Here is a 23,081-nt window from a genome sequence, read left to right as displayed (position 1 = left end):
AGGGGACGACGGGCATGAACACATTGTATGAAATATCCGGTATCAAGGGGCGCGAGGTTATCGATTCGCGCGGCAACCCGACGGTTGAGGCGGAGGTATATTTAAAAAGCGGCGCAAAAGGGCGCGCGAGCGTACCGTCCGGCGCGTCGACGGGCGAATTTGAGGCGCACGAGCTGCGCGACGGGGATCCGGGCAGGTACGGAGGCAAGGGCGTTTCGCGCGCGGTAGATAACATCAATACACGTATTGCGGCGGCGCTGCGGGGAATGGACGCATCCAAACAGATCTTGCTCGACCACACGATGATCGACCTTGACGGCACGCCTAATAAGACGGCGCTGGGGGCAAACGCGATCCTCGCGGTCTCGCTGGCTGCGGCAAAGGCTGCGGCGCACGCGCTTAATGTGCCGCTGTTCCATTACCTCGGCGGGGCGATGGCGCATGTGCTGCCCGTGCCCATGATGAATATTTTAAACGGCGGCAAGCACGCGTCAAACAATGTGGATATACAGGAATTTATGATCGTGCCGGTGGGCGCGCCGACCTTCCGCGAGGCGCTGCGCTGGGGCGTGGAAATCTACCATGCGCTTGGCGCGCGGTTAACCAGCCGGGGGCACTCTACAACGGTAGGAGACGAAGGCGGGTTTGCGCCAGACCTTTCCAGCGACGAAGAAGCCATCGAGCTGATCGTGCGCTCCATCGGCGACGCGGGATACAGCACAAGCGACGTGAAGATCGCGCTGGACGCGGCGAGCAGCGAATGGTATGCGGACGGGCAGTATACGCTTTTAAAAAAGCATACACAGCTTACGAGCGGCGAACTCATTTCGTATTGGGAGAAGCTCCTCGCGGCATATCCCATCATCTCCATCGAGGACGGCCTCGGCGAGAAGGACTGGGACGGCTGGAAAACGCTGACCGAAAAGCTGCCGATACAGCTTGTGGGGGACGACCTGTTCGTGACCAACACACAGCGCCTGAAAAAGGGCATCGACATGGAGGCGGGCAATTCCATCCTCATCAAGGTGAACCAGATCGGCACGCTGACAGAGACCTTCGATGCCATCGAAACGGCGCGCAGCGCAGGATTTTCGGCGATCATCTCGCACCGTTCGGGCGAAACGGAGGATACGACCATCGCGGATATCGCTGTGGCGACAGGCGCGGGGCAGATCAAGACGGGCGCGCCCACACGGACAGACCGCGTGGCGAAATACAACCGCCTGCTGCGTATCGAAGAAGAATTGCACAGCGCGGCAAGCTACGCCGGATGGAGTGCGTTCAAAGTAAAATAGGCAAACCAAACATATAAAAAAGGACTGGGTGAAAACCCAGTCCTTTTTTATTCCTTGCCATGTTCGCGCTTGTATTTGCGTTTGGCGTAGATGGCGATGATCTCGTCGATCTCGGCGCGCTCGTCCTCGCTTAAGTCGGAATACCCGACCGGGGAGGAAAGGCCCACCGTCATTTGGTCGACGGGATACGGCACGTCGATGCGCCCCAAAAGGTAATCTACCGACACGTCAAAATAATCGGCTACCTTATCCAGCTTATCGCCGGAGGGGGAGCTTGTGTCCCACTTGCGTATCGTTCCCTGGCCAAACCCCAGCTCGCGCTCTAAGGCTGCGAAGTTGGTGTTTTTTTTCTGGCACAGCTCACGAATGCGTTCCGTAAGTTCCATTTTTCGGCTCACCTTACTAGATGGCAAATTTTCCAAAAATAAAGATTGACAAAAGGAATATTTGCCATTATAATGAGTATTGAGAGGAAAATATGCCATTTAACCCATAGAATAAGCAATGTCGCAGTCAATACTTATACTAATAATAGAATATTTTCCTCTCCATGTCAATAGAAAGCGGGTGGAAATATGATAGCTAAGCTGTATTTCGTAAACGGGCCGTTCGGCTTTTTCAGGAAGTACAAGGTGAATCGACGCGAAGCGGAGAGAGAGGGCCCCCTGGGGGGCAAGGTGAATCCGAGCGTAGGGAGGAGAGAAGGCCCTCCGGGGGGCGAAGCAATGCGTCGTTTACTGGACGAGGTGAGGGAGCTCGCGCACGAGTACGCTATCAAAAGCGTGGAAGTAAAGATCGTGGCGGACGGGGAATCCGGGAGGGGCGAAAGATGATCGTGGAAATACCTGACGCACCGTACATCGCACAGGCGATGGGGACGGGCAACAACACGATGTGGCAGGAGCGCGGCGGCCTGCGGAAGCAAGAAACGACAGGAAAGGGAGTGCGGCGGCATGGCGCGGAAACGGATGATCGACCCGGGGATCTGGCAGAGTGAGGATTTCGCCCGGCTCTCAACCCTTGCCAAGCTTGTGTTTATCGGCCTGTTTTCCAACGCGGACGATGAGGGGCGCGGGCGGGCGAACGCACTGTATTTGAAATCCATATTGTTTCCTTATGACGAGAAATTAAGGGCGGCCGACATGGAAAAGACGCTTCAGGAGATAGCTTCACACATGTCCGTCACCTTTTATACGCATGACGAAAAGGAATATTACGTGCTCGAAAGCTGGAACAGCTTCCAGACGATCAACAAACCCACCGCTTCCAAGATACCGCTGCCGGAGGGCTACCGCAGCGGTGCGGTAGGGGTGCAGCCTAATAAGAAGATAAAGGAAAAAGAAGAAAAGGAAGAAGGGAAAGAGGGGCCGCGCCCTGCAAAGCCTTCCCTTGCCGAGATACGGGCGTATTGTACGCAGCGGCAAAACAAGGTGGACGCACAGCAGTTTTACGACTTTTACCAATCCAAGGGATGGATGGTGGGCAGCCAGAAAATGCGTGACTGGAAGGCCTCGGTGCGCACGTGGGAACGGCGTATGGAAACGGGCAAGGATAAGGACAGGCGTGCGTTCGAGCAGCGGGAATATACGAAGGAACAGCGGGACATGCGCGCTTCGGAAAGCTTTGCCGAGCTTGAAAAGCTATACGGCGGGCAAAACAAATGACCCCCGGCCGGCTTGTGGCTGGCTAGGGGTCAGCGTTGGTAGAACATGGGCTCTACCTCCTATATATGATATCCCGCATCCTGGGATGTAGGATTCTGCCTATAGGATAAACGATTTGGGGGACGTTAAACATGAAAAGGATAAAAAGAATATTATGTATATGCGCGGCGGTATGGACGTTTTGCGCAGGAGGCGCGGCGCTGGCAGGAGGGCTTGACACGGCGGAAGTAACGGAGCTGCGGATCGCAACGACGGACTGCGCATATGCGCTGCGGCCGATGGGCGAGCTGGCGGAGGAAGTGTGCGCGGGGGATACGGTGTACGTGATCCGCGCGGAGCAAGTCGAGGGCTACGCGGGCATGACGGAATATGTACTGTGCAACACGGATGGCGGCCTGCGCTGGCTGTGGGGCGGGTTTACGGGGTACAAGGTGAATGCCGAAGGCAGAGAAGGCCCCCTGGGGGATGATGCACCGGATGGCGCGGAACCTACGGGAAACGGCGGGACGTTCACCATCACAACCTACTGCCCGTGCGAGGAATGCAACAGCGGTTACAGCGGTACGGCGACGGGTACGCAAGTAACGCCCGGGCGAACGGTCGCGGTCGACCCGGCGGTGATCCCGCTGGGGACGCATATATACATCGACGGCGTAGGCTGGCGGGTGGCGGAGGATACGGGCGGCAGGATCAAAGGGAATATCATTGACCTTGCGGTTTCGGGGCACGGTGAATTTGACAAATTCTGCGCGCTGGTACGGTGGTAAACAAAAAGAAGCGCCCCCGGCTGTGGAGCGCTTCATATAAGGAAGAAAATGAAAAAGAAAATTTATAGCTTGTTTATGCTTTTACTATAAATGAGTTATGTGAATAAATGATGTTAAATGAATGAAGAAATTGTTAACAATCGTAACAATTGGGGAAGGCGGGTAAAAAATGCAGGCGATAGAACGGGAATTATACAGGTACGGCGACCTGATGGAGCAGGCGCGTGAGTTAGAGGAGGAGGTACGGGAGCTGGCGGCGAAAAAGATCGAGATCGTGGACAGCATGCTGCGCGCGCCTATGACGGATGGCGTGCGGGTGCAGGGTGGACTGCCGAATGATCCGGTGTATGACGTGGTGGAAAAGCTGGTGGACGTATACGATACGCAGATCAGGGAACTGCTGGGGTGCATTGGGGAGATTTATGCGGCGTATGGGCGCATGAAGGAGCGCATTGACACGGCGGGGTTAAACGAATATGAGCGGCGGTATATCAGGCGGCGGTATGTGGACAGGATCGCGCACGGGAAAGTGGCGGCGGAGATCGGCTACTGCGAGCGGCAGCTTGGGCGGGTGCGCGCGTCGGCGTTGAGAAAGCTTGCGGAAGCGCGCTGAATGTCCGAAAAAGTCCGGCAGATGTCCGCCAAAGTCCGGGGCGGGCGTGGTATGATAGGATCGTAAAAAAATATGGGAAGGAGCACAGGGATGTGCTTCTTTTTTTATGGAAAGGAAAAGGAAAAATGGGAAACGATCAGCACAGCGAGCGGGATGCCCGGATACGCAGGCAGGAAGAGGAGCGGGCGCGGCAGAAGCGCGAGGCGGAGCGGCGCAGGAAAGAGGAGGAACGCCGGAGAAAAGAAGAGGAAGAACGTAAACGGCAGGAAGAAGAGGAACGTAAGCGCAGGCAGCAAGAAGCGGAGGAGCGGGCAAAGCAGGCGGCGCTGGAAGCGGCACAAAGCGGTTGGCAGCCGCCGCAGGGGAACGGCAAAACGGCGGCGACGCAGGCGGCACAGTTCGGGTGGCAGCCGCCGCAGATGCAAAAGCAGGAAGGGGAGAAGGAAGGCGCGCCACAGGCGCAGGGCAAGCCATACGCGCGGACGCTGATGGACAATGTGCTGGCGCACGAGGGAGATACGGGTGACCCGTTTTTGATGGAACTGAACCGTGACAGCTGGGAGCAGGAATACAGGGAAGGCAGGATAAAGGCGTTCAAGGAGGCCGTGGGGCAGTTGGCGGGGCAGCTGATGTCGGGCGAGGTAAAACCGGCGGAAGGGACAGGCAAGCAGGGAAACTGGACGGATGGAGACCTGTCGGATCCGTTTTTGCAGGGGCTGTTTGGGGAGGAAGAACTGAAAAAGGAGTTTGTGCAAGGGCAGATGGAACAGTTTATGCCCGCGCTGGAGAGGCGGATCGCGCAGCTGCGGGGCAAGGTGAGCGGGCAAACGGAGGAGGAGCCGCAGCAAAAAGATACGGCGTATGGAACGAATATGGTGTATACTATGGATAAAGACGACAAAAAAGCGTCGACGGAGGCAGCGCAATCCGGGTGGCAGCCGCCGCAGGGGAACGACAAAAAGGCGTCGACGGAGGCGGCGCAGTTCGGGTGGCAGCCGCCGCAAGAGCCGTTGCCAGAATCGTTTCATTCTTTAGATGACCTGCGTAAGCTGGTGCCGAACGAAGTTGTCAAAAGCCTGTTCGATATTGGAGTGATGCAGGAAGCGTGGGACAGCATGACCAAGGAGCAGCAGGACGCTGTGCTGAGGCCGTGGGTGCAGGGCAATGAATATGAGCTTTCACCTGGCGCACAAAAGACGATAGATAATGTCCGGGATGTTATGCACAGCGTGATGATGGGGGACGACGATACGCGCGCGAAGGTGCTTATGGGGATCGGAATGTTTTCCGACTCGGTATCGGCAGCCCGATTTTTGAGCCAGCCATTTAATAATGAGATGCTGCAACAGATCGAGGCGGCGGCCGTGCGTAAGGCATTTGCGGATTTGGGCTTTGAGGGGACGCTTCCGGCGGACAAGCTGATCGAAGCATCGCAGGTAGTCAACGCAATCGCGGGCATGCAGGTGGATGAAAACGGCGTTTGGCACTCAACGGGTACGGGGCTTTTCAATGTGGAGGGCGGCTATGCCGACGAAATGGATAAATTTGCCGAGGGCGTATTGGGCTTTGATTTGAAAACGGACACCGTGCCGTTTAGCGTAATGGATAAAAATAATAAGGAACATCATTATCAATTGCGCGGCTGGAGCGGCGGTTACGGCTCGCTGTTCGGCGGGGAATTCGGACTTTATGAGGAAGTAGGTAAGGGTGATTGGGCGAAAGTGGACGACAACCGCTTTCACATCGATCTGACAGTGAAGGACAAGCAAGGGAACGAATTATTTACCTACAGCTCAGGGGACGAGATATTCTGGCAATATGCGGCGATGCATCCGGAGGATATGGCCGGTCTGCTGCGGGAAAAAGGGTATTCCCCGCAGGAAGCGGATAACATCGCGCATAAGTTAAACGCGGGCGACGTGGTGGTCGAGGGACGGCTGACGGGAAAGAGCAAGGACGACGTACCTTATCTGCGGGCCATGACGCAGGCGATCGGCGAGCAAAACAAACAAAACGTACAAGACGCCCTGCTGTCCGGTCCGTTTGGGGGACTGGGTTACGCGCTGGGAGGCGAGGCAGAGCAGATCAAGGCTACGGACGGAGGATACACGGCGGACGGCATGCCGTATGTGGTCATCAGCTTCAACCAGCCGTGGTATATGGGAGGAAAGAAAAAATGAACGGACGAAAGAAGATTTTAGCGGTGGCTGTATGCGCCGCGCTGTGCGTGGGTCTTGCGGGCTGTACGCTCATCGAAAGCGCGGTGGGCATCGCGGAGGGAACGAAAAAACTGCTTACGCCCAAGAGCGACGAGAAAGAATATATCTACGACGAGAATCTGAAAGTACTCGGCCTTGACGAATTCTACATCTATGAGGACGGGAAACCCGTCCTCACGACAGAAGAGATGGGAAACCAGGATTTTAGCCCTGCGGATCCATATTCGGAATATTACGGGGAACGGTTCGAGGGGCAGCCGTACGACCTGCGGGGACATGCATTTGGGACGAAACATGGAATCGGTATAGGAAGCACGATGGAAGAGATGGTTGAGGCATACGATGGATACGCGTTTGCATGGCGCAGAAAAGAGCCAGGGGGAATAGACACTTTTGATCTTTCCATCGAACAGATCGCAGAGATGGTAAAGGAAGCGCCAACGGATGAAATTGTGGGATTTTATACAGAAATCTTTATCACGAAAGATGGACAGAAGTTGACAACTGCCGGATTTATGAACTACTTGGAGAACGATATTCATGTGAATGGGCAGTATGTGGTGAACCATATGGACGAGTATTTTGAGCAGGCATGGAGTTTGTATATAGCAGTCGAAAATGGAATTGTAGTTGGCTGGTCTATTGGGAACGAAATGTGACGTCAGAGGATAAAGCAGGCGGGAGGAACGGTATGTGAACGGACGAAAGAAGATTTTGGTGGTGGCTGTATGCGCCGCGCTGTGCGTGGGTCTTGCGGGCTGTACGCTTATCGAAAGCGCGGTGGGCATCGCGGAGGGAACGAAAAAACTGCTTACGCCCAAGAGCGGCGAGAAAGAATATATCTACGACGAGAACCTGAAAGTACTCAGTCTCGACGAATTCTACATCTATGAGGACGGGAAACCCGTCCTCACGACAGAAGAGATGGGAGAGACAGCGTTTAGCGGTGGGAATCCATATTCCGAATATTACGGGGAACGGTTCGAGGGGCAGCCGTACGACCTGCGGGGGCACGCGCTGGAAACCAAGCGCGGGATCGGCAAGGGAAGTACGATGGACGAAGTGGTTGAGGCATATGATGGATACGCGTTTGGGTGGCGTTCCAGAGAGCGCGGCGTAATTGATACCTTTGATCTTTCTATTAGCCAGATTGCGGAAAGGGTAAATGAGATACCTAAGGATGAAAATGTATCATTTTATACAGAAATCTATATTACGAAAGATGGACAAAGACTGTCTACGGGGGGATTCCGTAAATATCTGGACGACGATATTCATGTGAATGGGCAGTATGTGGTGAACCACATGGACGAGTATTTTGAGCAGGCGTGGAGCCTGAGATTTGGCATTGAAAATGGAGTCATTACAGGATTTTCAATCGAGAACGAAATGTGACGTCAGAGGATAAAGCAGGCGGGGGGAACGGTATGTGAACGGACGAAAGAAGATTTTGGTGGTGGCTGTATGCGCCGCCGTTAATTTATTAGGACTGTGAGGGAAAATGAAAGAAAATTCAGACTGTAATATAGGAAAAACTGCTTTTTATACGTGGCTTTTTTTGTATTGACAGCAGGTTTTATTGTTATGGGCCTGTTAAGCTATTTTATAAATTCGCCTGTATATTTTGTGCTTCTTTTGGCAGCTCTACCGGTTATATGTATGGATATGAAGAATTCCCAAAATAGAGGCGATTAAAGCCTTATGCATTGTATTGGCGATCGAGGGGATATCTAGTTTGACGCTGACAGGGTATCTGATTGTACCGTTGTCGATGGTTTATCTGGCAAATAAGAAATATACAAACGGAAAGACGGTTGCGGATTATTATGTATACGAATAAAAAATCTAGCTAAACAATATGGTGTTTTCACTAATCACGCGGCTTAAGGGTTGGCTGATGAAATAGCGGTAGTAACTATCGCTAAATGCTTTGTAACCAAAATACGCGAACAAGAGTTCCGGTAGCATGGCGGTTAAGTTTTCGACAATGAAAAGCGAAATATTTTGCGGGGTAGCCTCCGGCAGCCCTACAGACAGGTTGGCGAGAACCGAAACGATCAGCGCAATGGAAGAAGCAATTCTGAAAAGGGCGTACGCTACTGCTACCCATCTGGCAAAAGGAATGTTTTGCCCGCGTACTGTGCGAAAAGTGAGTAAAATAGTCGTCAAAAGGATTGCCAGTATTGTAAGCAACAAAAAAACAAAAGCAATATCCGACGACGTATGCGTGAAAGAAAGGCCGGACAACATAAATAAAAGATAATATACAACCAGCAAGTAAAAGGAGATAGTAAAAAATATAACGCGGTATTTGCGCAACAAGAGCAAAGCAACGCACAAAAATGTGAAGTATAGTCAATAGAGTGGACAGAAAAAAGTGAAGATAATTAGGGGAAACGAGCATCAGCTTCATCGGGAGTCAAATAACCAAGAGAAGAATGGGGACGTTTGGCATTGTAGAAGGCTTCAATATAGGAAAAAATAGCCAACTTTAAATCGTGAAAAGAAGAGTAGCTTCTACGGTTAGCTTCTTCCTTTTTCAGATATTTGAAAAAAGATTCACATACAGCATTGTCAAACGGATATCCTTTCTTGGAAAAAGACTGAACAATATTAAGGGAGTCCAAAAGACTACGGAAAGCAAAAGCGGTATATTGAGTTCCACGGTCAGAGTGAAACATCAGACCCTTGGGAGCGCTGCGGGCGGCATAAGCTTTACGGAAAGCAGTGATCGTAAGGTCCACATCCTGTTTGGAAGACAGGTGCCAAGCAATGACCTTGCGGGAAAAAAGGTCAATGACAACGCAAAGATAATACCATTTTCCGCCAGCCCGCAGATAAGTAATATCACTCACCCAAACAAGATTAGGGGCATTTTGAGTAAAGCTTTGGCGGAGACGGTCGGGACAAAGGCTGTCATCGGAACGACAGAAATAATGTCTGGGGTGAGCAGTAGACATTTTTGGTAAATGCATAGAGCGCATCAGGCGGTACACTCGTCCAACGCTGATGCGGACGCCATAGTCACGCTGGAGGACATGGTGGATTTTATAGGCGCCAAGGCGTTTGTCATAATCAGCATAAATAGTAAGGATAAGGCGTCGAAGATCCTGATTAAGAGAAACACGGGGAGCGGGAGGAGAATAAAAATGCTTGTAGTAAGTGCTTCTATTGACATTCAGGACACGGCAAAGCGTTTGAATACGGTGCTGAAAACGGAGCCTGTGGACAGCGTCTAATCGTTGTTTGAGTGAGGCGTGAATATGGCAATCGCTTTTTTTAGGATAAGGTTTTCTTCTTCGAGCTGTGCATTCCGTTTTTGGAGTTCCTTAACCTGTTTGGCAGTAAGGACTTCACCGTCGTCGACCTGAACGGTAGAATACTGCTTGATCCACTTGCCAAGGGCGGATTGAGAAACGCCGTACTCTTTACAGAGTTGGGTCTGTGTTTTGCCATTTTGGAAAAGAGATACGAGAGACTTTTTAAAATCATCATCGTATTTTTTGAAGTTATTTGCAGCCATGAAAGAACCTCCTTTTTGTGTCTCTTTTATTGTAATAGACTGTTTACTTTTATGTCTACTTTTTTAGTATAGATCCAAAACAGGGAACTGGCGCGCATGAGGCAGGAACAGAAGAACAGGGAAAGCACGCCGGGCAGCGTCCGCACGCGCGGCATGGAGGTGGAAGACCCGTTCCTCGTGGAACTGATGAAGTAAAGAAGAAAAATGAGGCCCCCGGCAAAGCCCAATGAAGCGAAGCGGAATGGGTTTGTTGGGGAAAAGGAGGAAGCGCCTGAAAGAGGAAAAAGGCGGCTTCCGACGCGAAAGGAGAATAAAAAACGATGGCAGTAAATTTAGCACACAAATACAGCAACAAAATGGCTGAAAAATTCACGAAAGAAAGTTATGTGGCGGGCAACGCCTCCACAGACTATGATTTCGCGGGCGTGAAATCGATCTCGATCTATACGCCGCAGACAGTTGATCTAAACGACTACAAGCGCGAAGGGCAGAACCGTTTCGGTACGCCGGGCGAGCTGCAGGATACGATCCAGGAGGTCGAGCTTTCACAGGACAAGGGCTTTTCCATCACCATTGACCGCGGCAACAACGAAGACCAGATGAAGGCGAAGAACGCGGCAAAAATGCTCAATGCGCAGATCAAAGAACAGGTGGTTCCGTTTATGGACAAATACACTTTAAGGCGCTGGGTAGAGCTTGCGGGTACGATCGAAGGTCTTAGCGCGGCGCCCACGCGCGACACGATCGTGGAAAAAATCTTCGACGGGGCAAAGGCGCTGGATAACGCGCTCGTGCCCGACCAGGACAGGATCCTTTACATCCCGACGACGTATTACAACATGCTGCGCCTTTCCAAGGAATTCCTCGCGGTGGATACTCTCGCGGAGAAGGCTCTTTCCAAGGGCTATGTGGGCATGATCGCGGATATGAAGGCGATCAAGGTTCCCGACGTATACTTCCCGGAGGGCGCGTATTTCCTGATCACTTTCAAAGGCTCGGTCTTAAATCCCAACAAGATCAAGACCATCCGCGTGCTGAGCGAGGTAGCGGGCATCGACGGCAACGTGCTGGAGGGCAGGAATTATTTCGACGCGTTCGTGCTGGGAGCAAAGGCAGGCGGCGTATATGCGGCGGTTGACGGTTCCAAGGTGCTGGCGGCGCCGAAGATCACGGTTTCTTCCGGCAGCGCGGCGATCACGGCGGTATCGGGCGTGACCTTCAAGTATACGCTGGACGGCAGCGACCCGCGCTATTCCAAATCCGCCAAGCTGTATACGGCGGCGGTAACGCTGGAAGCGGGACAGACGATCAGGGCGTTCGCGGAAAAGGCGGGCAGCTACAGGAGCGGCGTCGCGGAAGCGAAAAACGCGTAAGAAAAGCGAGAAACGAAAAAAAGAGCGCCCTGGGGCGGGAACGACCGCCCAAAAGGTTCGCCTCCGCCTTAAGGCGGAGGCGGACTAATAGGGCGTAAAGCGACGCGAAAGGGAGGAAATAAAATGGCGGTAACGCAGCAAACGATGACGGTGGGAGGACTGCTGAAAAGGGCGATGTCGCTGATGGGCGAGGAAGGAAAATACGAGAGCGGATACGCGCCGTTTGTAGCGGATATTGTGAACCAGCTTTTAGCGGACTGCTTTGACATCAACAACTCGATCCGCGAAAACGCAGGCAAAACGCCGCTGGCGTCTGTCCCGTACGTTACAAAAACGGAAGATGAGTTGCCTTATGAGTATGAAACGCTGGCAAGCATCATGGTATATGGGCTTGCGTACTGGCTTTTGTTCCAGGACGACGAAAACGACAAGGCAAATGCGTGCAACATGATGTATGAGCAAAACAAGATACGCTTTACCAAGGCGGCGTACGCCGACGTTGCGGATAACTATTGAGGTGGCGCGATGGGAAGAATATTGCCGAGCGGATCGGCGACAAAAAAAATGGAACTGGCAAATTTTCGTGGCGTGGACTTCAATTCGGAGCTGGGCGCGGTAGACCCGTCGAGGTCGCCGGATTGTGTGAACATGATCTCCGAACAGAGCGGACGGCCGGTCAAGCGGTTCGGGTATGAAAAGCTTTTACAGCTTCCGGGGAAGATCAACGGGATCTTCCGTTTGGTGCAAAAGGGCGTGGTAAAACGGTTGATCCATTGCGGGACAAAGCTTTTCCTGTGGAGGGACGACAACACGACGCAGGAACTGTACGCGGCGATGAACGACCAAAGGAGCACAGCTTACCAGATGAACAGCAAGCTGTGGATCCTCGACGGCAAGGCGCTGCTGCGCTACGACGGGACGAGCGTGGTCACCGCGCAGAGCGTTGCGTATGCGCCGACGACACGCGTCCGCTGCGCGCCCAGCGGCGGCGGGGAAAGTTACGAGCCGGTGAACCTTTTGTCAAGCACGCGCGTCAATGAATTTTTTGCGGACGGCAAGACGCAGGTGTTCCAGCTGGACGCGCCCAATATCGATAATGTGACCAAAGTGGAACAGCTCAATACGAACGGGGATTGGACGGCGGTCGGTTTTGCCGCATTGAGCCAGGACGATAAGAAAGCGGGCCGCGTAAAGCTGAACAGTATACCGCCTGAAAGCAGCACCGGCAGGGATAACGTACGCATTACATACACAAAAAGCGTGGCGGGAAACGCGGACAAGATCAACAAATGTACCACGGGCATCACGTGGGGGATCGGCGGCTTCAACCGCTTGTTTATCACGGGGAACCCGGACGCTGTGAACGTCGACTATTATTCGGAGATGACGACGGATACGCGTAACGCGCCGACCTATTTCCCGGACGTCGGATATTCCCTTGTGGGGCAGGACAATACAAGGATTATCGGTTATTTGCGCAGCGGGGAAAACCTTGCGATCTTAAAAGAGGACAACGACCAGGACGCGACGGTGTTTTTGCGCTCGGCGACGATGGACGAAAGCGCGCAGACGGTCATGTTCCCCACCAAAACAGGAATCGCGGGCGTGGGCGCGGTCTCGCCGTTTTGCTTGAAAGACCTGCGCGACGACCACATGTTTTTATCGGGGCAGGGCGTATTCGCCATCACGACAAACGCGGTCACATCCGAGCGCTACGCGCAGCCAAGGAGCGAGCTTGTAAACCGCAAGCTGACAAAGGAACCCAACCTTGCAAAGGCGGTGGCAACGGAACATGACGGGTACCTGTACGTCGCGGTGAATTCGCATGTGTATGTGGCGGACGCTTCGCAGCGGTCGTATGTTGGGAAAAACGGCGAACAATACCAATACGAATGGTATTACTGGGAAAACGTACCTGTGCGCTGCTGGTTCATCGAAAACGACAGGCTGCTGTTTGGCACGGACGACGGGTGCATCATGCGCTTTTACAATGCAAAACGCTCGGATTCTTACAGCGACGACGGGCAGCCGATCTATGCAAAATGGACGACGCCGGAGCTTGCGCTCGGCACGTATTCCAAGTATAAGACCATACGCCATGTATACACGAAGCTGAATCCGTACGCGCGTTCGAGCGTGAAGGTATATATGAAGGAAGACGGCGCGTTTATGCTGATCGATGACAAAACGGCGGATATCATGAGCTGGGAGGATATCGATTTTAACCGCTTCACGTTCAATACGAATACGGACGTCAACGTGATCCATACCAAGATCAAGGCGAAAAAAGTGGTGACCACACAGTTTAAGTTTGAAAACGGCGTCTTAAACGAGGCGTTTGGCTTGTATGGCGCGGTGGTCTATTACGACCTCAAGTCAAATGTGAAATAGGCACTTCAAAAGAAAAAGTGCGGCTGAAAGGAGCATAATACATGGCAATTCAGGATTTGAAATTCAAGGAAGGGGACTTTTCCGGCAAGGATGTGGAAAGCCTGCCGGACAACCCGTCCGTAGAGGGGATCAGCGCGGCGCAGCTAAAGGCGCGGTTCGATCATATCGCGAAAATGATGGTCGCGCTGGGAAAATACAATGAACTGGTCGACGCTTTGAGCGCGGAGGCGGGCGCGGGGGAAATCGGGACAGTCGCGATACCGGGCGTGTCCGGTGCGGATGTACAGGCAGTGCTAGAAAACCTCAAGGCTTTGGGCGACGCAAACAAGGCGGAGCTTCTGGAGCGCATTGAAGAGCGTATTCCCAAAGAGGACATCGTACAAATGCGCGGGCGGAGCGAAACGCAGGTGATGAGCCAGAAGGCGGTCACGGACGCGATCGACGCCGGAGGCGGCGGAGGCGGCGGGGGCGGGGAGTTTGAGCCGGTCGGCTGCATGAAGTTTTTTGCGGGCGAGACGCTGCCGGACGGGTACCTTTGGTGCGACGGGCAGAGCTATCCGGCGAACGGGGTATACAAGAAGCTTTTCGAGGCCGTCGGTACGCGGTATAACCAAAGCGGCGATGCGGAGGGCACCTTCCGCGTGCCGGACATGCGCGGGCGCGTGGGCGTCGGCAAAGACGCGGGGACGTTTGACGCGCTGGGAAAGACGGGGGGCGAAGAGACACAGAAATACGGATTGGAAAACGGTTATGCAAAAGTTTCTTTCCAATCATCAGGGAATCCGGTGGGGACAAGGATTCGTATGGGAAGAAAATCAATCGCGCAATCCGAATCGCCGCAAATGCAATTTGTTCTAAAACCAGATTCTTATACGGGCGAAACGGCAACGGCTTTTGATATGGCTACGCCTTTGGGCGGCACAACCGACGAAGATAATAATCTCCAGCCCTACCTTGTGTGTAACTATATCATTAAGTTTGACCGCAGCTACGAGGAAATCGGTGTGAGTGCACCGCCCGTGATTTGGGACTTTGCTGTTTCAGATTGGCAGGAACAAGAGGGCGGCGGGTATGTGCTTTCGATCCCCGAGAGCGAACACCGCCGGGGGCAGCATTGCGTGTTGACGGCGCTTTACGATACCACGGAAGCGGGTAAGCTCAAGGCCGTGCTGTTCGAGATGGAAAAGAACGAGGCGGGCGATATATGGGTCTATTCGGACAGCGCGTTTGCGGGCAAGGCGTACATCGACCGGGTATACATGGTGAGCGCGGGCCGCGTGCTGTCCGTCAACGGGCAAACGCCGGATATGGACGGGGACGTGGCGGTCACGGAGGTTGGGAACGCACAGAAGCTGGGCGGAAAAACGGAAAACCAGTTACAGGTGGCGCACGCGCAGGTAGCGGTGAGCGCGGACAAATTAAACGGGCAGTATCCAACGTATTACGCAAAGCAAGCCGACCTTAACGCGCTGGCCGCATTACCGGCTGTAAGAATGATCAACGAAATATCCACGCTGACCTATACGACCAATACCTGTTGGGACGACGGCAAAAACATCCATATCAATATTGCCTGTTATCATCCTAACGGGGTCAATATACCGTCCGGCGGATCGGTTGGGAATATAGCAAATGTTGCGCAAATACCAGACCGAAAATATGTTGCCCCGGCGAATGCGGATGCCGGTACATCAGACGCTATATCTTGCATGGCCAGCATATCCACGGACGGCATCATCTATGTGAATACCGGGGGGAGCGTACCAGTACAGGCGCTGCAATTCCACTTGGTATATCCAAAACATAATTAGGAGGAAACGCTATGAGTATCAAAACGACAAAACCGGTGGAGGACGCGGCGAAGCTGGGCGGGAAGCTGCCGGCATATTATGCAACGAAAACAGAAATAGAAGCAAAAATCCCATTGACACGCTTGAACGAAACGCCGAGCGGGACGATAAGCGCTTTAAGCGGGAATGCCTATCTTGCATCATGGCAACGCCGTAACGGATGGGTAAGATTAGCTGCATATGTCAGTGGCGCGTCTGTGGCAAATAATACCCAGTGGCTACAGATTGTCGGGAACGGCTTGCCATTTGCGGGGTCAGGCTGCGGATTATGTACGCTTGCAGGCGGAGGAACCGCTATGGCATTGATCAAGATCACGGCGGGCGGATCGATCACGGTGGAAAACAGCGCGGGATCGGCAATGACCGGATTGGTGTTTGATATTACATTGCCTGCACAAAACCCGTGATGAAAGGGAACGTTGAAATTTTAGGGAGGAGCAAACAATGGCAGTAGATTTACAAAAGATGATGGAGGAAGGGCTTGCCAAGAGCGGCGGCGGGTATGAGGAACAAATCAAGGAATACCAGAATTCGCAAAAGGCGGAAGAACAGGCTTTGCAGGCACAACAGGCGTTACAGCAGGTCAAACTGCAAAAGGACAAGCAAAATTCGCAGCAGGACGCCTATGTCGCAAAGCGTATGGCGGAAAAAAATATGCCGCAAATGCTGGCTGCGCAGGGGCTCACGGGAGGCATGGCGGAAACGACGGCCTCCAATATCTTCAATGACTACCTGAAATCGAATACGGCGGCGGAGAACAGGTATTCGACGGCAAACAGCGAGCTGCAGAACAGTTATACGACAAACAGCGCGGCGCTGAAGACCAAATATTCGCAGCTTCTGAGTGAAGCGCGTCAAAAACAGAGGGACGATGCGTTTGCAAGAGCACAATGGGCGCACCAAACGTCAGTCGAGGAAGCAGAACGCAAACGCAAAGAAGAAGAAGCCAAGCAGGCGCAGGCAGCCAAAGGCGGGAGCAAAGGCAGTTCGGGAGGACACAGTGTAGCGTCGATCCAGCAGTTGCTCAACAACGCGGGCTACGCCCTTGACGTAGACGGGAAATGGGGCCCGAATACGGCTACCGCGGTAAGAAGGTACCAAATGGATCATGGACTCACCATGGACGGGATCGTTGGCAGGAACACCTGGGCATCGCTGAATGGATAGGAAGGTGGAAACATGTTTGAATACATAAAGGATTACAAGCTGCAATTCAGCGGGGCGCTTACGCCCCGGCGGACGACAAAAAGGATCTTGCTGCACCATACGTCGGGCGGCGATGCGGAAACGGTGGCGGGCATCCATGCCTACCACCTGTCAAAGGGACACAAGGGGATCGACTACAACATTTGCGTGGAACGGGACGGCAGCGTGGCGTGGGGGCGCGGGCTTACGTATTGCGGCGGCTCGGTCAACAATTCGGCGGCGGGAACGCGGTGCATGAACGACGATTCCGTAGCGATTGCCGCGCTGGGGGATTTCGAGCACAACAGCATGCCGGATATACAAAAAGAAGCGCTCAAGCGTGTGGCGCGCGACGTAGCGCGGTATTACGGGCTGGTGGAGGTCAAGGGGCATAACGAGGTCGCGGGGCGCGGCTATACCGACTGTCCCGGCAGGTATTTCCCGCTCGACGAGGTGCGCTCGTATGCCGCGGGCAGCCGTGAAGAAGAAAAAACGCAGGCAGCGGAACCCGGAGTAAACGTCCCGGAGCTGAAACGCAACTTAAGGCTGGCGTCCCCGCTCATGCGCGGCGGCGACGTACAGGCTGCGCAGGGCCGCCTTGCATACCACAAGGCGCAGCCGGGCAGCATCGACGGGATATACGGCGAAAAAACAAGGGCCGCGGCCATACGCTTCCAAAAGGCGCGGATCGCCGAAGGGTACGACCTCGGGACGGACGGCGCGGACGGCGTGGTCGGGCCTAAGACATGGGCCATCTTATGGCAGGGATAAAAGGGGGAAGGAGCATGAAAAATATTAATTGGAAGGTAAGGGTACAAAGCGGGGCGTTTTGGGTAGGCGTGATTGGCCTTATACTGACACTACTGTACTACATTTTTGATCTTGTGGGGTTTATTCCCGCGTATTCGCAAGAGCAGGTCGTCAACGTGGTCATGATGGTGGTGCAAATCCTGTCCTTTATTGGGATCGTCACCGACCCGACGACCAAGGGCGTTTCGGACAGCGAGCAGGCGATGGGGTACGAAAAACCGAAGGAGTGAGGACATGGACATCATTGGGCAGCTCATCACGGAGCAGGCGGTGGGCGCGTTGTTTGCGGCCGGTATGGGCCTGCTGGGTTTTTTGTGCGGCGCATTTTTAAAGCGCGCCAAAAAAGCGAGGGACGAGGATACCGCCATCAAGGCGGGCCTCGTCGCGCTTTTGCGCACGCACATCATCCAGGAATGCGACAAATGCGCGGACAGGGGATATGTGCACATTTACAACCTGGAAAACGTAAACGACATGTACGAGGTGTACCACAGCCTGGGCGGCAACGGCACGATCACGGCTATGGTGCAGGCATTGAACAAAATGAAACGGGCATGAGGCATATGGCTGCGTGGGAAAATGGAACGGTAAAAATAAAGAGCCACAAAAAAGGCCAATGCGTTTTGAAAGGGAGGAAAAGGATATGATGCTTGAAGATATTTCGAGATGATGGAATACCATCGAATTTCATTCCGATAATGGCGTGATACTGACAAATAGTGTCGGAAATGCGTTAAAAACGCTTATATGCGGAGCAGGGGATCCATCAAATGGGAATATAACAGTTCTTGGAAATTATCAGAATTCATGTGGTCTGAGATCCACAACGCCATTCTATATTGGTAATGGGGCGGGAAATGCTGTGCAAACATTGTTTGCGTCTAATGTAACAGGTTCGGCAAAACGATTAAAAGAGAACATTAAGCCTTTAACAGATGAGGAAGCGCACAAAATATTAACTATGCTACCCGTATCGTTCACGTGGAAAAAAGACAGCCCGTTTTGCGGCGATAGTATTTCCTTTATCGCCGACGATGTGGCAGAGATCGATGAACGGTTTGTGTACCACTCTATGGACGAAAGGGGCAATAGGCAGGTTGAGGGATTGCAAGTTAATCCATTTTTAGCAGCGTATGGATTATTACTGAAAGAGCATGAGAAAAGGCTTGAAGAATTGCAAAAAAAAGTTGAGAAATTCGCTGCTTTATCTAATTTATTGATTGAAAAGGGCGTGTGCACGCAAAAAGAGATCGACAATTTATAGAAGGAAAACAAAAAGGCTGCCTATGGGCAGTCTTTTTGTTTTTGGTGGACCACCAGGGACTCGAACCCTGGACACCCTGATTAAGAGTCAGGTGCTCTAGCCAACTGAGCTAGTGGTCCAAATATTGTGACGATGGAGCGGGTGATGGGAATCGAACCCACGCATTCGGCTTGGAAGGCCGACGCTCTACCATTGAGCCACACCCGCATAAACGACCTCTTGCAGGGTACGTTCACCAGGAACGATCCGGGGCCCCCGCAAAACTAACAAGTTTCGATCGCCGACAATTTGGGGCCCTACAAAACTAACAAGTCTCGATCGCCGACAATTCGGGGCCCCCGCAAAAGCCCAACACAGTGGGTTTTGTGGGGCGGAGGAGCAACCGTCCGCTAAGCGATGTTTCGCGCCCGCGAAACGAGCCAAAGGACGGATTGTGACGATGGAGCGGGTGATGGGAATCGAACCCACATAGCCGGCTTGGGAAGCCGGTGCTCTGCCACTGAGCTACACCCGCATTTCATTTTTCGGGAGCCCCGCCGCTCAAAAGATTTGTTCCCGCCCACAGACGGGAACAACCTTTCAAACATTCCATGGAGCGGAAGACGAGATTCGAACTCGCGACATTCGCCTTGGCAAGGCGACGCTCTACCACTGAGCCACTCCCGCATGAGATACCTATTTGATTGATTGGTGCGGGCGAAAGGACTCGAACCTTCACGCCTGGGGCACTAGATCCTAAGTCTAGCGCGTCTGCCAATTCCGCCACGCCCGCGTCAATCCGCGTCCGTAACGCGCAAAAATTATTATATAGATTTTTCATAAAAATGTCAAGCAAAAAACACAGAAAAAAAGTCAAATCAAACCATGCGCAGGCCGGAGCATTCCTGTTCCAGTTTTGTCTTGCGTTCCTTCCAATCGGGCATATGCTCCACCAAAAAAGCGCGGAACTCGGGCCCGTGATTGGGATGCACCAGGTGTATGAGCTCGTGCAGCACGACATATTCGATACATTCCGCCGACGCGCACATCAGGTAATAGTTGAGGCGGATGGTGCGTTCCTTGCTGGTGCAGCTGCCCCACAGGGTCTGCATCTTGCGCACCTTTACCACGGGTTTGCGGCCGTCGTCCCCGCATACGAGGGGATACCACTTGTCCACATACCCGGCAAAGGTCTCCGCGGCCTGCTGCTTCCACCAGCTTTCCACGACTTCCTTGTGTTTTTCAGGATCGGTGCAAAAAACAGTGATGCTGTTGCCGTTGAGGGCGACGCCCGTCCGCCGGTCTTTCACGACCTCGAACGAATATTCGCTGCCCAAAAACTGTACCGTATTCGTATTCTCGGCCTTCTGGAAATTCCGGATATGGCTTTCGATCCAGCCTTTTTTGGAATTGACGAACTCATAGATGCGCGATTCCGCCGTCCCGTAGGGCGCGCTCACGCACACGCGGCCGTCGCGGCACACGCGCAGCCGGATGTTTTTCATGGTTTTTTTACTGATTGAGACCTGAACCAGGCTCCCGTCTGATAAACTGATTTTCATAAGCACCTCTTTATACCATCCTATTATAGCACAAAATGCGAGCCCTTGCATGAAAAAAGAAGCTTTCACAGCGAAAGCTTCCGTCATTGGCAGCATGCTGTCGTTTATTCCCCTTCGTCCGGATCCTTTTTGAGCGGCCCTTTGCCCAGCATATCGAGCAGGCCGACGAATTCTTCTTCGGGCATAGGATGCGCGTATAAGAAGCCCTGTACGACGATATCGTAACCGATCTTTTTTAAGAAATCCGCCTGCGCCGTCGTTTCCACACCCTCGGCCACGACGGTGATCTCCAGCTTTTGCGCCATGTCCTCGATGCTCGAGATCACGATTTTTTCGCGGTCGCTGTCGAGGCGCTGCGTAAAGAAGCGCTTGTCGAGCTTGATCACGTCGACAGGCAAGGTGCGCAGCAAATTGAGCGAGGAATAACCTGTGCCGAAATCGTCGATGGTCAGGCGGAAGCCGGCGTCCTTTAGCTCGTGCATGCGCGCGACGATCAGCTCGTCGTTATAGGTGAGTGCGCTTTCGGTAAGCTCGATCTCCAAAAGGTCGGTGGAAATATCGTATTTTTGTATGATGGACAAAAGCTGCTCCACAAAATCGGTGCGGTACATATTAAGGCGGGAGAAGTTGACCGCGATGGGAACGACGTTTTTGCCCTCGTCAAGGCGGTTGCGCAAAAAGATGCACACATGCTCGAACACGTGCATATCCAGCTTGACGATAAAGCCGTTTTTCTCGAACACGGGGATAAACACACCGGGGTTCATAAAACCGCTGTTGGGGGAACGCCAGCGTACGAGGGCCTCCGCCGCGAGGGGCTGTTCGGTGTTCAGGTCGTATTTCGGCTGGTAGTAGACCAGGAATTCGCCGTCCTTGAGCGCGCTTTCCATATCGTTTTCCAACTGCTTTTCACGCAGCATCTCCGCGTTCATTGCGTCGCTGTAAAAAGCATAGAAAATATGGGAATTGTGCTTGATGCTGTTTTTGGCGATCTTGCTGCGGTCGCTCATGCGCGTCACGTAGGTGTCGCCGGGCTCGACCTGGTAAACGCCGTACGAAAGCAGCAGGTTATAGTTGCGTTTCATGGTGAACTCGTATTCGCGGATGGCCTGGTTCCATTTCAGGATGCGGCCGACGATGTCGCCCTGGGAATAGTAGGTGATGAGCACGTTGAATTCGTCCGAGCCGGTATGGGAAAAGATCTCGTTTTCGTGTATATCGTTTTCGAGCACAGCGGCGACGTGGCGCAGCAGCAGGTTCCCGTTGTCGTAATCGTAAAGCTGGTTGAATATTTTGAACTTATTGATGTCGAGGCTGACAAAAGCGAAGTGCTGGTCAGGGTTTGCGCGCAGGATATCCTTGCAGCACTCGCGGAATTTGAGCCAGCTAAACGAGCCGGTGACCTCGTCCGTGAAGGCGATCCTCTCGATCTTTTTGCGCGCGCGGTTCTGGGACACCAGGATATAGGCGAGGAGCGCGGCGACAGTGGCCACAATGATGAACGTGACCCAGCTGTTGAGCGTGACCAGGTAAGAGCTTTTGGCGGCGATCACGGAAGCGGGGACGATGGAAAGGAGATACCAGTCGTTGACGTCGACAGGCGTGTAGCCGATATAATAAAGCGCGCCGTCCTTATCATACTGCGCGATGCCGCTCTTTCCCTCCTGCATGTCCTTTTGCATCGTGGGGAAGGTGTTATGGACATCCGAGATCTTGCCTTCCCAGAACGAGAACAGGTTGTCGAAGCTGATGCTGTTTGGGTGGTGGGAACGCGCAACGCTTGTCCCGTCGCGCTTGACGACGTACGAATACCCGTTCCCGTCGAAGGTGGGCACGGAGATCTTTTGTTCAAATTCGTCGGTGGCCTGCGTGGCAAATAAAACGGAAACGATACGGTTACCGTTGAAAATGGGCACGGCGTATACGTTGATCGGCTCCGCTTCGCCATCGATCGCATCGTGGAAGGTGTCCGATACATTGGGGATGCCGCGCATGGCCTTGTGGAAATAATCGCGTGTGGAAAAATCGGCGGTGGCGCCGTCGGACGTCACGGCATTGCCGTCCATATCGATAAAGCCCATGCGCTTGAAGCCGTTTTGCTTTTGCACGTCCTCCAGCATGGCGAACACTTCTTCGCTGCTTGCGTCGCGTAATTCCGGCGCGCTAAGCGCCGTGGCCAGCCCTTCGAGGGTAGAAAGGTCTCCCGTGACCTTGGTTTCGATCAGCGCCGCTTCCTGCGTCGTCACCTCCTGCAGGTAGGAGGAAATCTCTGCGTTCAGGGTATTTTTGACCGTGTTGGAATAAAAAAGCATTAAAAAAAGCGCGAGCATCGCGATCGCGAGTACGATAATAACGGAAATGAAGACCGTCTTGTTTTTTTTCGTCATAAAATCATGCCTGCCTTACGGCGGCGGCAGCAATCGCCACGCCAGCTTTCCTGTTATATTATACACAGTGAGTCTAATATTATTTATTCCCATTATATATGATGGCCCGGGAAAAGAAAAGGAAAAATATGATGCGAATGGCAGGGATAGGCCAAAAACGCGTATCTATGAGAAAATTTAACAGGAAACAGGTATTGCT

Annotated in this window: 23 protein-coding genes and 5 tRNA genes; 18 read left to right on the top strand and 10 right to left on the bottom strand. The window is 53.1% G+C overall.

The window, feature by feature from the left end; all coding sequences use genetic code 11:
- Positions 1 to 14: 14 nt before the first annotated feature.
- Positions 15 to 1,295 (top strand): phosphopyruvate hydratase, encoded by a 1,281-nt coding sequence (gene eno / locus BN6471_RS11270; protein WP_066649085.1) that lies wholly within the window; start codon positions 15 to 17, stop codon positions 1,293 to 1,295.
- 47 nt (positions 1,296 to 1,342) lie between these two features.
- On the opposite strand, the gene BN6471_RS11265 is transcribed toward eno, so the two are convergent.
- The gene (locus BN6471_RS11265; protein ID WP_066649083.1) at positions 1,343 to 1,681 is read right to left on the bottom strand and encodes a helix-turn-helix domain-containing protein; all 339 of its coding nucleotides are present in this window, start codon (positions 1,679 to 1,681) and stop codon (positions 1,343 to 1,345) included.
- 443 nt (positions 1,682 to 2,124) lie between these two features.
- Between BN6471_RS11265 and BN6471_RS12955 the strand changes: the two genes are divergently transcribed.
- The 7 genes from BN6471_RS12955 to BN6471_RS11230 all read left to right on the top strand — a co-directional run bounded on the left by BN6471_RS12955 (position 2,125) and on the right by BN6471_RS11230 (position 7,953).
- Positions 2,125 to 2,292 (top strand): hypothetical protein, encoded by a 168-nt coding sequence (locus BN6471_RS12955; protein ID WP_156511794.1) that lies wholly within the window; start codon positions 2,125 to 2,127, stop codon positions 2,290 to 2,292.
- The gene (locus tag BN6471_RS11255; protein ID WP_147554023.1) at positions 2,249 to 2,959 is read left to right on the top strand and encodes a hypothetical protein; all 711 of its coding nucleotides are present in this window, start codon (positions 2,249 to 2,251) and stop codon (positions 2,957 to 2,959) included. The genes BN6471_RS12955 and BN6471_RS11255 overlap by 44 nt, the downstream gene beginning before the upstream one ends.
- A gap of 131 nt (positions 2,960 to 3,090) precedes the next feature.
- Positions 3,091 to 3,726 (top strand): 3D domain-containing protein, encoded by a 636-nt coding sequence (locus BN6471_RS12695; RefSeq protein WP_066649069.1) that lies wholly within the window; start codon positions 3,091 to 3,093, stop codon positions 3,724 to 3,726.
- A 169-nt stretch (positions 3,727 to 3,895) separates the two neighbouring features.
- Positions 3,896 to 4,339, top strand: a complete 444-nt coding sequence (locus BN6471_RS11245; protein ID WP_066649067.1) for a hypothetical protein — start codon at positions 3,896 to 3,898, stop codon at positions 4,337 to 4,339.
- Between the two features lie 125 nt (positions 4,340 to 4,464).
- A complete protein-coding gene (locus BN6471_RS11240; RefSeq protein WP_147554022.1) occupies positions 4,465 to 6,519 on the top strand; it encodes a hypothetical protein in 2,055 nt (684 codons plus the stop codon).
- The gene (locus tag BN6471_RS11235; RefSeq protein WP_066649061.1) at positions 6,516 to 7,217 is read left to right on the top strand and encodes a hypothetical protein; all 702 of its coding nucleotides are present in this window, start codon (positions 6,516 to 6,518) and stop codon (positions 7,215 to 7,217) included. Before BN6471_RS11240 ends, BN6471_RS11235 begins: the two co-directional genes overlap by 4 nt.
- Positions 7,218 to 7,251: 34 nt before the next feature.
- The gene (locus BN6471_RS11230) at positions 7,252 to 7,953 is read left to right on the top strand and encodes a hypothetical protein (protein WP_066649058.1); all 702 of its coding nucleotides are present in this window, start codon (positions 7,252 to 7,254) and stop codon (positions 7,951 to 7,953) included.
- Positions 7,954 to 8,403: 450 nt separating this feature from the next.
- Here the strand turns inward: BN6471_RS11230 and BN6471_RS12950 are convergent, their stop codons facing one another.
- Both BN6471_RS12950 and BN6471_RS12575 read right to left on the bottom strand, forming a co-directional pair.
- Positions 8,404 to 8,727, bottom strand: a complete 324-nt coding sequence (locus BN6471_RS12950) for a hypothetical protein (protein WP_147554021.1) — start codon at positions 8,725 to 8,727, stop codon at positions 8,404 to 8,406.
- Between the two features lie 218 nt (positions 8,728 to 8,945).
- A protein-coding gene (locus BN6471_RS12575; protein ID WP_147553978.1) for an IS3 family transposase occupies positions 8,946 to 10,081 on the bottom strand; the annotation gives its coding sequence in 2 pieces (ribosomal slippage) (positions 8,946 to 9,829 and positions 9,829 to 10,081; 1,137 coding nt in all).
- Positions 10,082 to 10,401: 320 nt separating this feature from the next.
- Here BN6471_RS12575 and BN6471_RS11205 point away from each other — a divergent pair.
- The 10 genes from BN6471_RS11205 (at position 10,402) to BN6471_RS11160 (ending at position 18,954) form a co-directional block, all read left to right on the top strand.
- The gene (locus BN6471_RS11205) at positions 10,402 to 11,454 is read left to right on the top strand and encodes an FN3 associated domain-containing protein (protein WP_066649051.1); all 1,053 of its coding nucleotides are present in this window, start codon (positions 10,402 to 10,404) and stop codon (positions 11,452 to 11,454) included.
- Between the two features lie 123 nt (positions 11,455 to 11,577).
- Positions 11,578 to 11,970, top strand: coding sequence for a hypothetical protein (locus tag BN6471_RS11200; protein WP_066649048.1), 393 nt, complete (start codon positions 11,578 to 11,580; stop codon positions 11,968 to 11,970).
- A 9-nt stretch (positions 11,971 to 11,979) separates the two neighbouring features.
- Complete coding sequence (locus tag BN6471_RS11195; protein WP_066649046.1) at positions 11,980 to 13,845, top strand: hypothetical protein; 1,866 nt, start codon at positions 11,980 to 11,982, stop codon at positions 13,843 to 13,845.
- 41 nt (positions 13,846 to 13,886) lie between these two features.
- The gene (locus BN6471_RS11190) at positions 13,887 to 15,656 is read left to right on the top strand and encodes a phage tail protein (RefSeq protein ID WP_066649043.1); all 1,770 of its coding nucleotides are present in this window, start codon (positions 13,887 to 13,889) and stop codon (positions 15,654 to 15,656) included.
- Between the two features lie 11 nt (positions 15,657 to 15,667).
- The gene (locus tag BN6471_RS11185) at positions 15,668 to 16,102 is read left to right on the top strand and encodes a hypothetical protein (RefSeq protein ID WP_066649040.1); all 435 of its coding nucleotides are present in this window, start codon (positions 15,668 to 15,670) and stop codon (positions 16,100 to 16,102) included.
- A 37-nt stretch (positions 16,103 to 16,139) separates the two neighbouring features.
- A complete protein-coding gene (locus BN6471_RS11180; protein ID WP_066649037.1) occupies positions 16,140 to 16,862 on the top strand; it encodes a peptidoglycan-binding domain-containing protein in 723 nt (240 codons plus the stop codon).
- Between the two features lie 12 nt (positions 16,863 to 16,874).
- The gene (locus BN6471_RS11175) at positions 16,875 to 17,651 is read left to right on the top strand and encodes a peptidoglycan recognition protein family protein (protein WP_066649034.1); all 777 of its coding nucleotides are present in this window, start codon (positions 16,875 to 16,877) and stop codon (positions 17,649 to 17,651) included.
- Between the two features lie 14 nt (positions 17,652 to 17,665).
- The gene (locus BN6471_RS11170; RefSeq protein WP_066649031.1) at positions 17,666 to 17,920 is read left to right on the top strand and encodes a phage holin; all 255 of its coding nucleotides are present in this window, start codon (positions 17,666 to 17,668) and stop codon (positions 17,918 to 17,920) included.
- A gap of 4 nt (positions 17,921 to 17,924) precedes the next feature.
- A complete protein-coding gene (locus BN6471_RS11165; RefSeq protein ID WP_082903457.1) occupies positions 17,925 to 18,248 on the top strand; it encodes a hypothetical protein in 324 nt (107 codons plus the stop codon).
- Between the two features lie 304 nt (positions 18,249 to 18,552).
- Positions 18,553 to 18,954: a tail fiber domain-containing protein gene (locus tag BN6471_RS11160; protein WP_074025776.1), complete on the top strand. Its 402-nt coding sequence runs from the start codon at positions 18,553 to 18,555 to the stop codon at positions 18,952 to 18,954.
- 42 nt (positions 18,955 to 18,996) lie between these two features.
- On the opposite strand, the gene BN6471_RS11155 is transcribed toward BN6471_RS11160, so the two are convergent.
- The 7 genes from BN6471_RS11155 to BN6471_RS11125 all read right to left on the bottom strand — a co-directional run bounded on the left by BN6471_RS11155 (position 18,997) and on the right by BN6471_RS11125 (position 22,882).
- Positions 18,997 to 19,073: transfer RNA gene (locus BN6471_RS11155), tRNA-Lys, on the bottom strand.
- Positions 19,074 to 19,087: 14 nt separating this feature from the next.
- Positions 19,088 to 19,161 (bottom strand) — tRNA-Gly (locus BN6471_RS11150).
- Between the two features lie 233 nt (positions 19,162 to 19,394).
- A tRNA-Gly gene (locus tag BN6471_RS11145) sits at positions 19,395 to 19,468 on the bottom strand.
- Positions 19,469 to 19,545: 77 nt separating this feature from the next.
- Positions 19,546 to 19,620, bottom strand: a tRNA-Gly gene (locus BN6471_RS11140).
- Positions 19,621 to 19,642: 22 nt separating this feature from the next.
- Positions 19,643 to 19,726, bottom strand: a tRNA-Leu gene (locus BN6471_RS11135).
- 85 nt (positions 19,727 to 19,811) lie between these two features.
- Positions 19,812 to 20,495 (bottom strand): M48 family metallopeptidase, encoded by a 684-nt coding sequence (locus tag BN6471_RS11130; protein WP_162270207.1) that lies wholly within the window; start codon positions 20,493 to 20,495, stop codon positions 19,812 to 19,814.
- A 104-nt stretch (positions 20,496 to 20,599) separates the two neighbouring features.
- Positions 20,600 to 22,882 carry a bifunctional diguanylate cyclase/phosphodiesterase gene (locus BN6471_RS11125; RefSeq protein ID WP_066649018.1) on the bottom strand — a complete coding sequence of 761 codons (2,283 nt, stop codon included), beginning with the start codon at positions 22,880 to 22,882 and terminating at the stop codon, positions 20,600 to 20,602.
- Positions 22,883 to 23,081: the final 199 nt, after the last annotated feature.

This window comes from Christensenella timonensis (assembly GCF_900087015.1).
Taxonomy (GTDB): domain Bacteria; phylum Bacillota; class Clostridia; order Christensenellales; family Christensenellaceae; genus Christensenella; species Christensenella timonensis.
The sequence above is the reverse complement of the archived record's forward strand: the minus strand, read 5'-3'. Positions and strand labels throughout refer to the sequence as shown.

Coding starts and splice junctions, on each gene's coding strand:
- BN6471_RS11255 (WP_147554023.1), top strand. CDS start 2,249: ATGGCGCGGAAACGGATGATCGACCCGGGGATCTGGCAGAGTGAGGAT.
- BN6471_RS11245 (WP_066649067.1), top strand. CDS start 3,896: ATGCAGGCGATAGAACGGGAATTATACAGGTACGGCGACCTGATGGAG.
- eno (WP_066649085.1), top strand. CDS start 15: ATGAACACATTGTATGAAATATCCGGTATCAAGGGGCGCGAGGTTATC.
- BN6471_RS11180 (WP_066649037.1), top strand. CDS start 16,140: ATGGCAGTAGATTTACAAAAGATGATGGAGGAAGGGCTTGCCAAGAGC.
- BN6471_RS11235 (WP_066649061.1), top strand. CDS start 6,516: ATGAACGGACGAAAGAAGATTTTAGCGGTGGCTGTATGCGCCGCGCTG.
- BN6471_RS11170 (WP_066649031.1), top strand. CDS start 17,666: ATGAAAAATATTAATTGGAAGGTAAGGGTACAAAGCGGGGCGTTTTGG.
- BN6471_RS11185 (WP_066649040.1), top strand. CDS start 15,668: ATGAGTATCAAAACGACAAAACCGGTGGAGGACGCGGCGAAGCTGGGC.
- BN6471_RS11195 (WP_066649046.1), top strand. CDS start 11,980: ATGGGAAGAATATTGCCGAGCGGATCGGCGACAAAAAAAATGGAACTG.
- BN6471_RS12695 (WP_066649069.1), top strand. CDS start 3,091: ATGAAAAGGATAAAAAGAATATTATGTATATGCGCGGCGGTATGGACG.
- BN6471_RS11240 (WP_147554022.1), top strand. CDS start 4,465: ATGGGAAACGATCAGCACAGCGAGCGGGATGCCCGGATACGCAGGCAG.
- BN6471_RS11200 (WP_066649048.1), top strand. CDS start 11,578: ATGGCGGTAACGCAGCAAACGATGACGGTGGGAGGACTGCTGAAAAGG.
- BN6471_RS11205 (WP_066649051.1), top strand. CDS start 10,402: ATGGCAGTAAATTTAGCACACAAATACAGCAACAAAATGGCTGAAAAA.
- BN6471_RS11175 (WP_066649034.1), top strand. CDS start 16,875: ATGTTTGAATACATAAAGGATTACAAGCTGCAATTCAGCGGGGCGCTT.
- BN6471_RS12955 (WP_156511794.1), top strand. CDS start 2,125: ATGATCGTGGAAATACCTGACGCACCGTACATCGCACAGGCGATGGGG.
- BN6471_RS11125 (WP_066649018.1), bottom strand. CDS start 22,882: ATGACGAAAAAAAACAAGACGGTCTTCATTTCCGTTATTATCGTACTC.
- BN6471_RS11130 (WP_162270207.1), bottom strand. CDS start 20,495: ATGAAAATCAGTTTATCAGACGGGAGCCTGGTTCAGGTCTCAATCAGT.
- BN6471_RS11190 (WP_066649043.1), top strand. CDS start 13,887: ATGGCAATTCAGGATTTGAAATTCAAGGAAGGGGACTTTTCCGGCAAG.
- BN6471_RS11265 (WP_066649083.1), bottom strand. CDS start 1,681: ATGGAACTTACGGAACGCATTCGTGAGCTGTGCCAGAAAAAAAACACC.
- BN6471_RS11165 (WP_082903457.1), top strand. CDS start 17,925: ATGGACATCATTGGGCAGCTCATCACGGAGCAGGCGGTGGGCGCGTTG.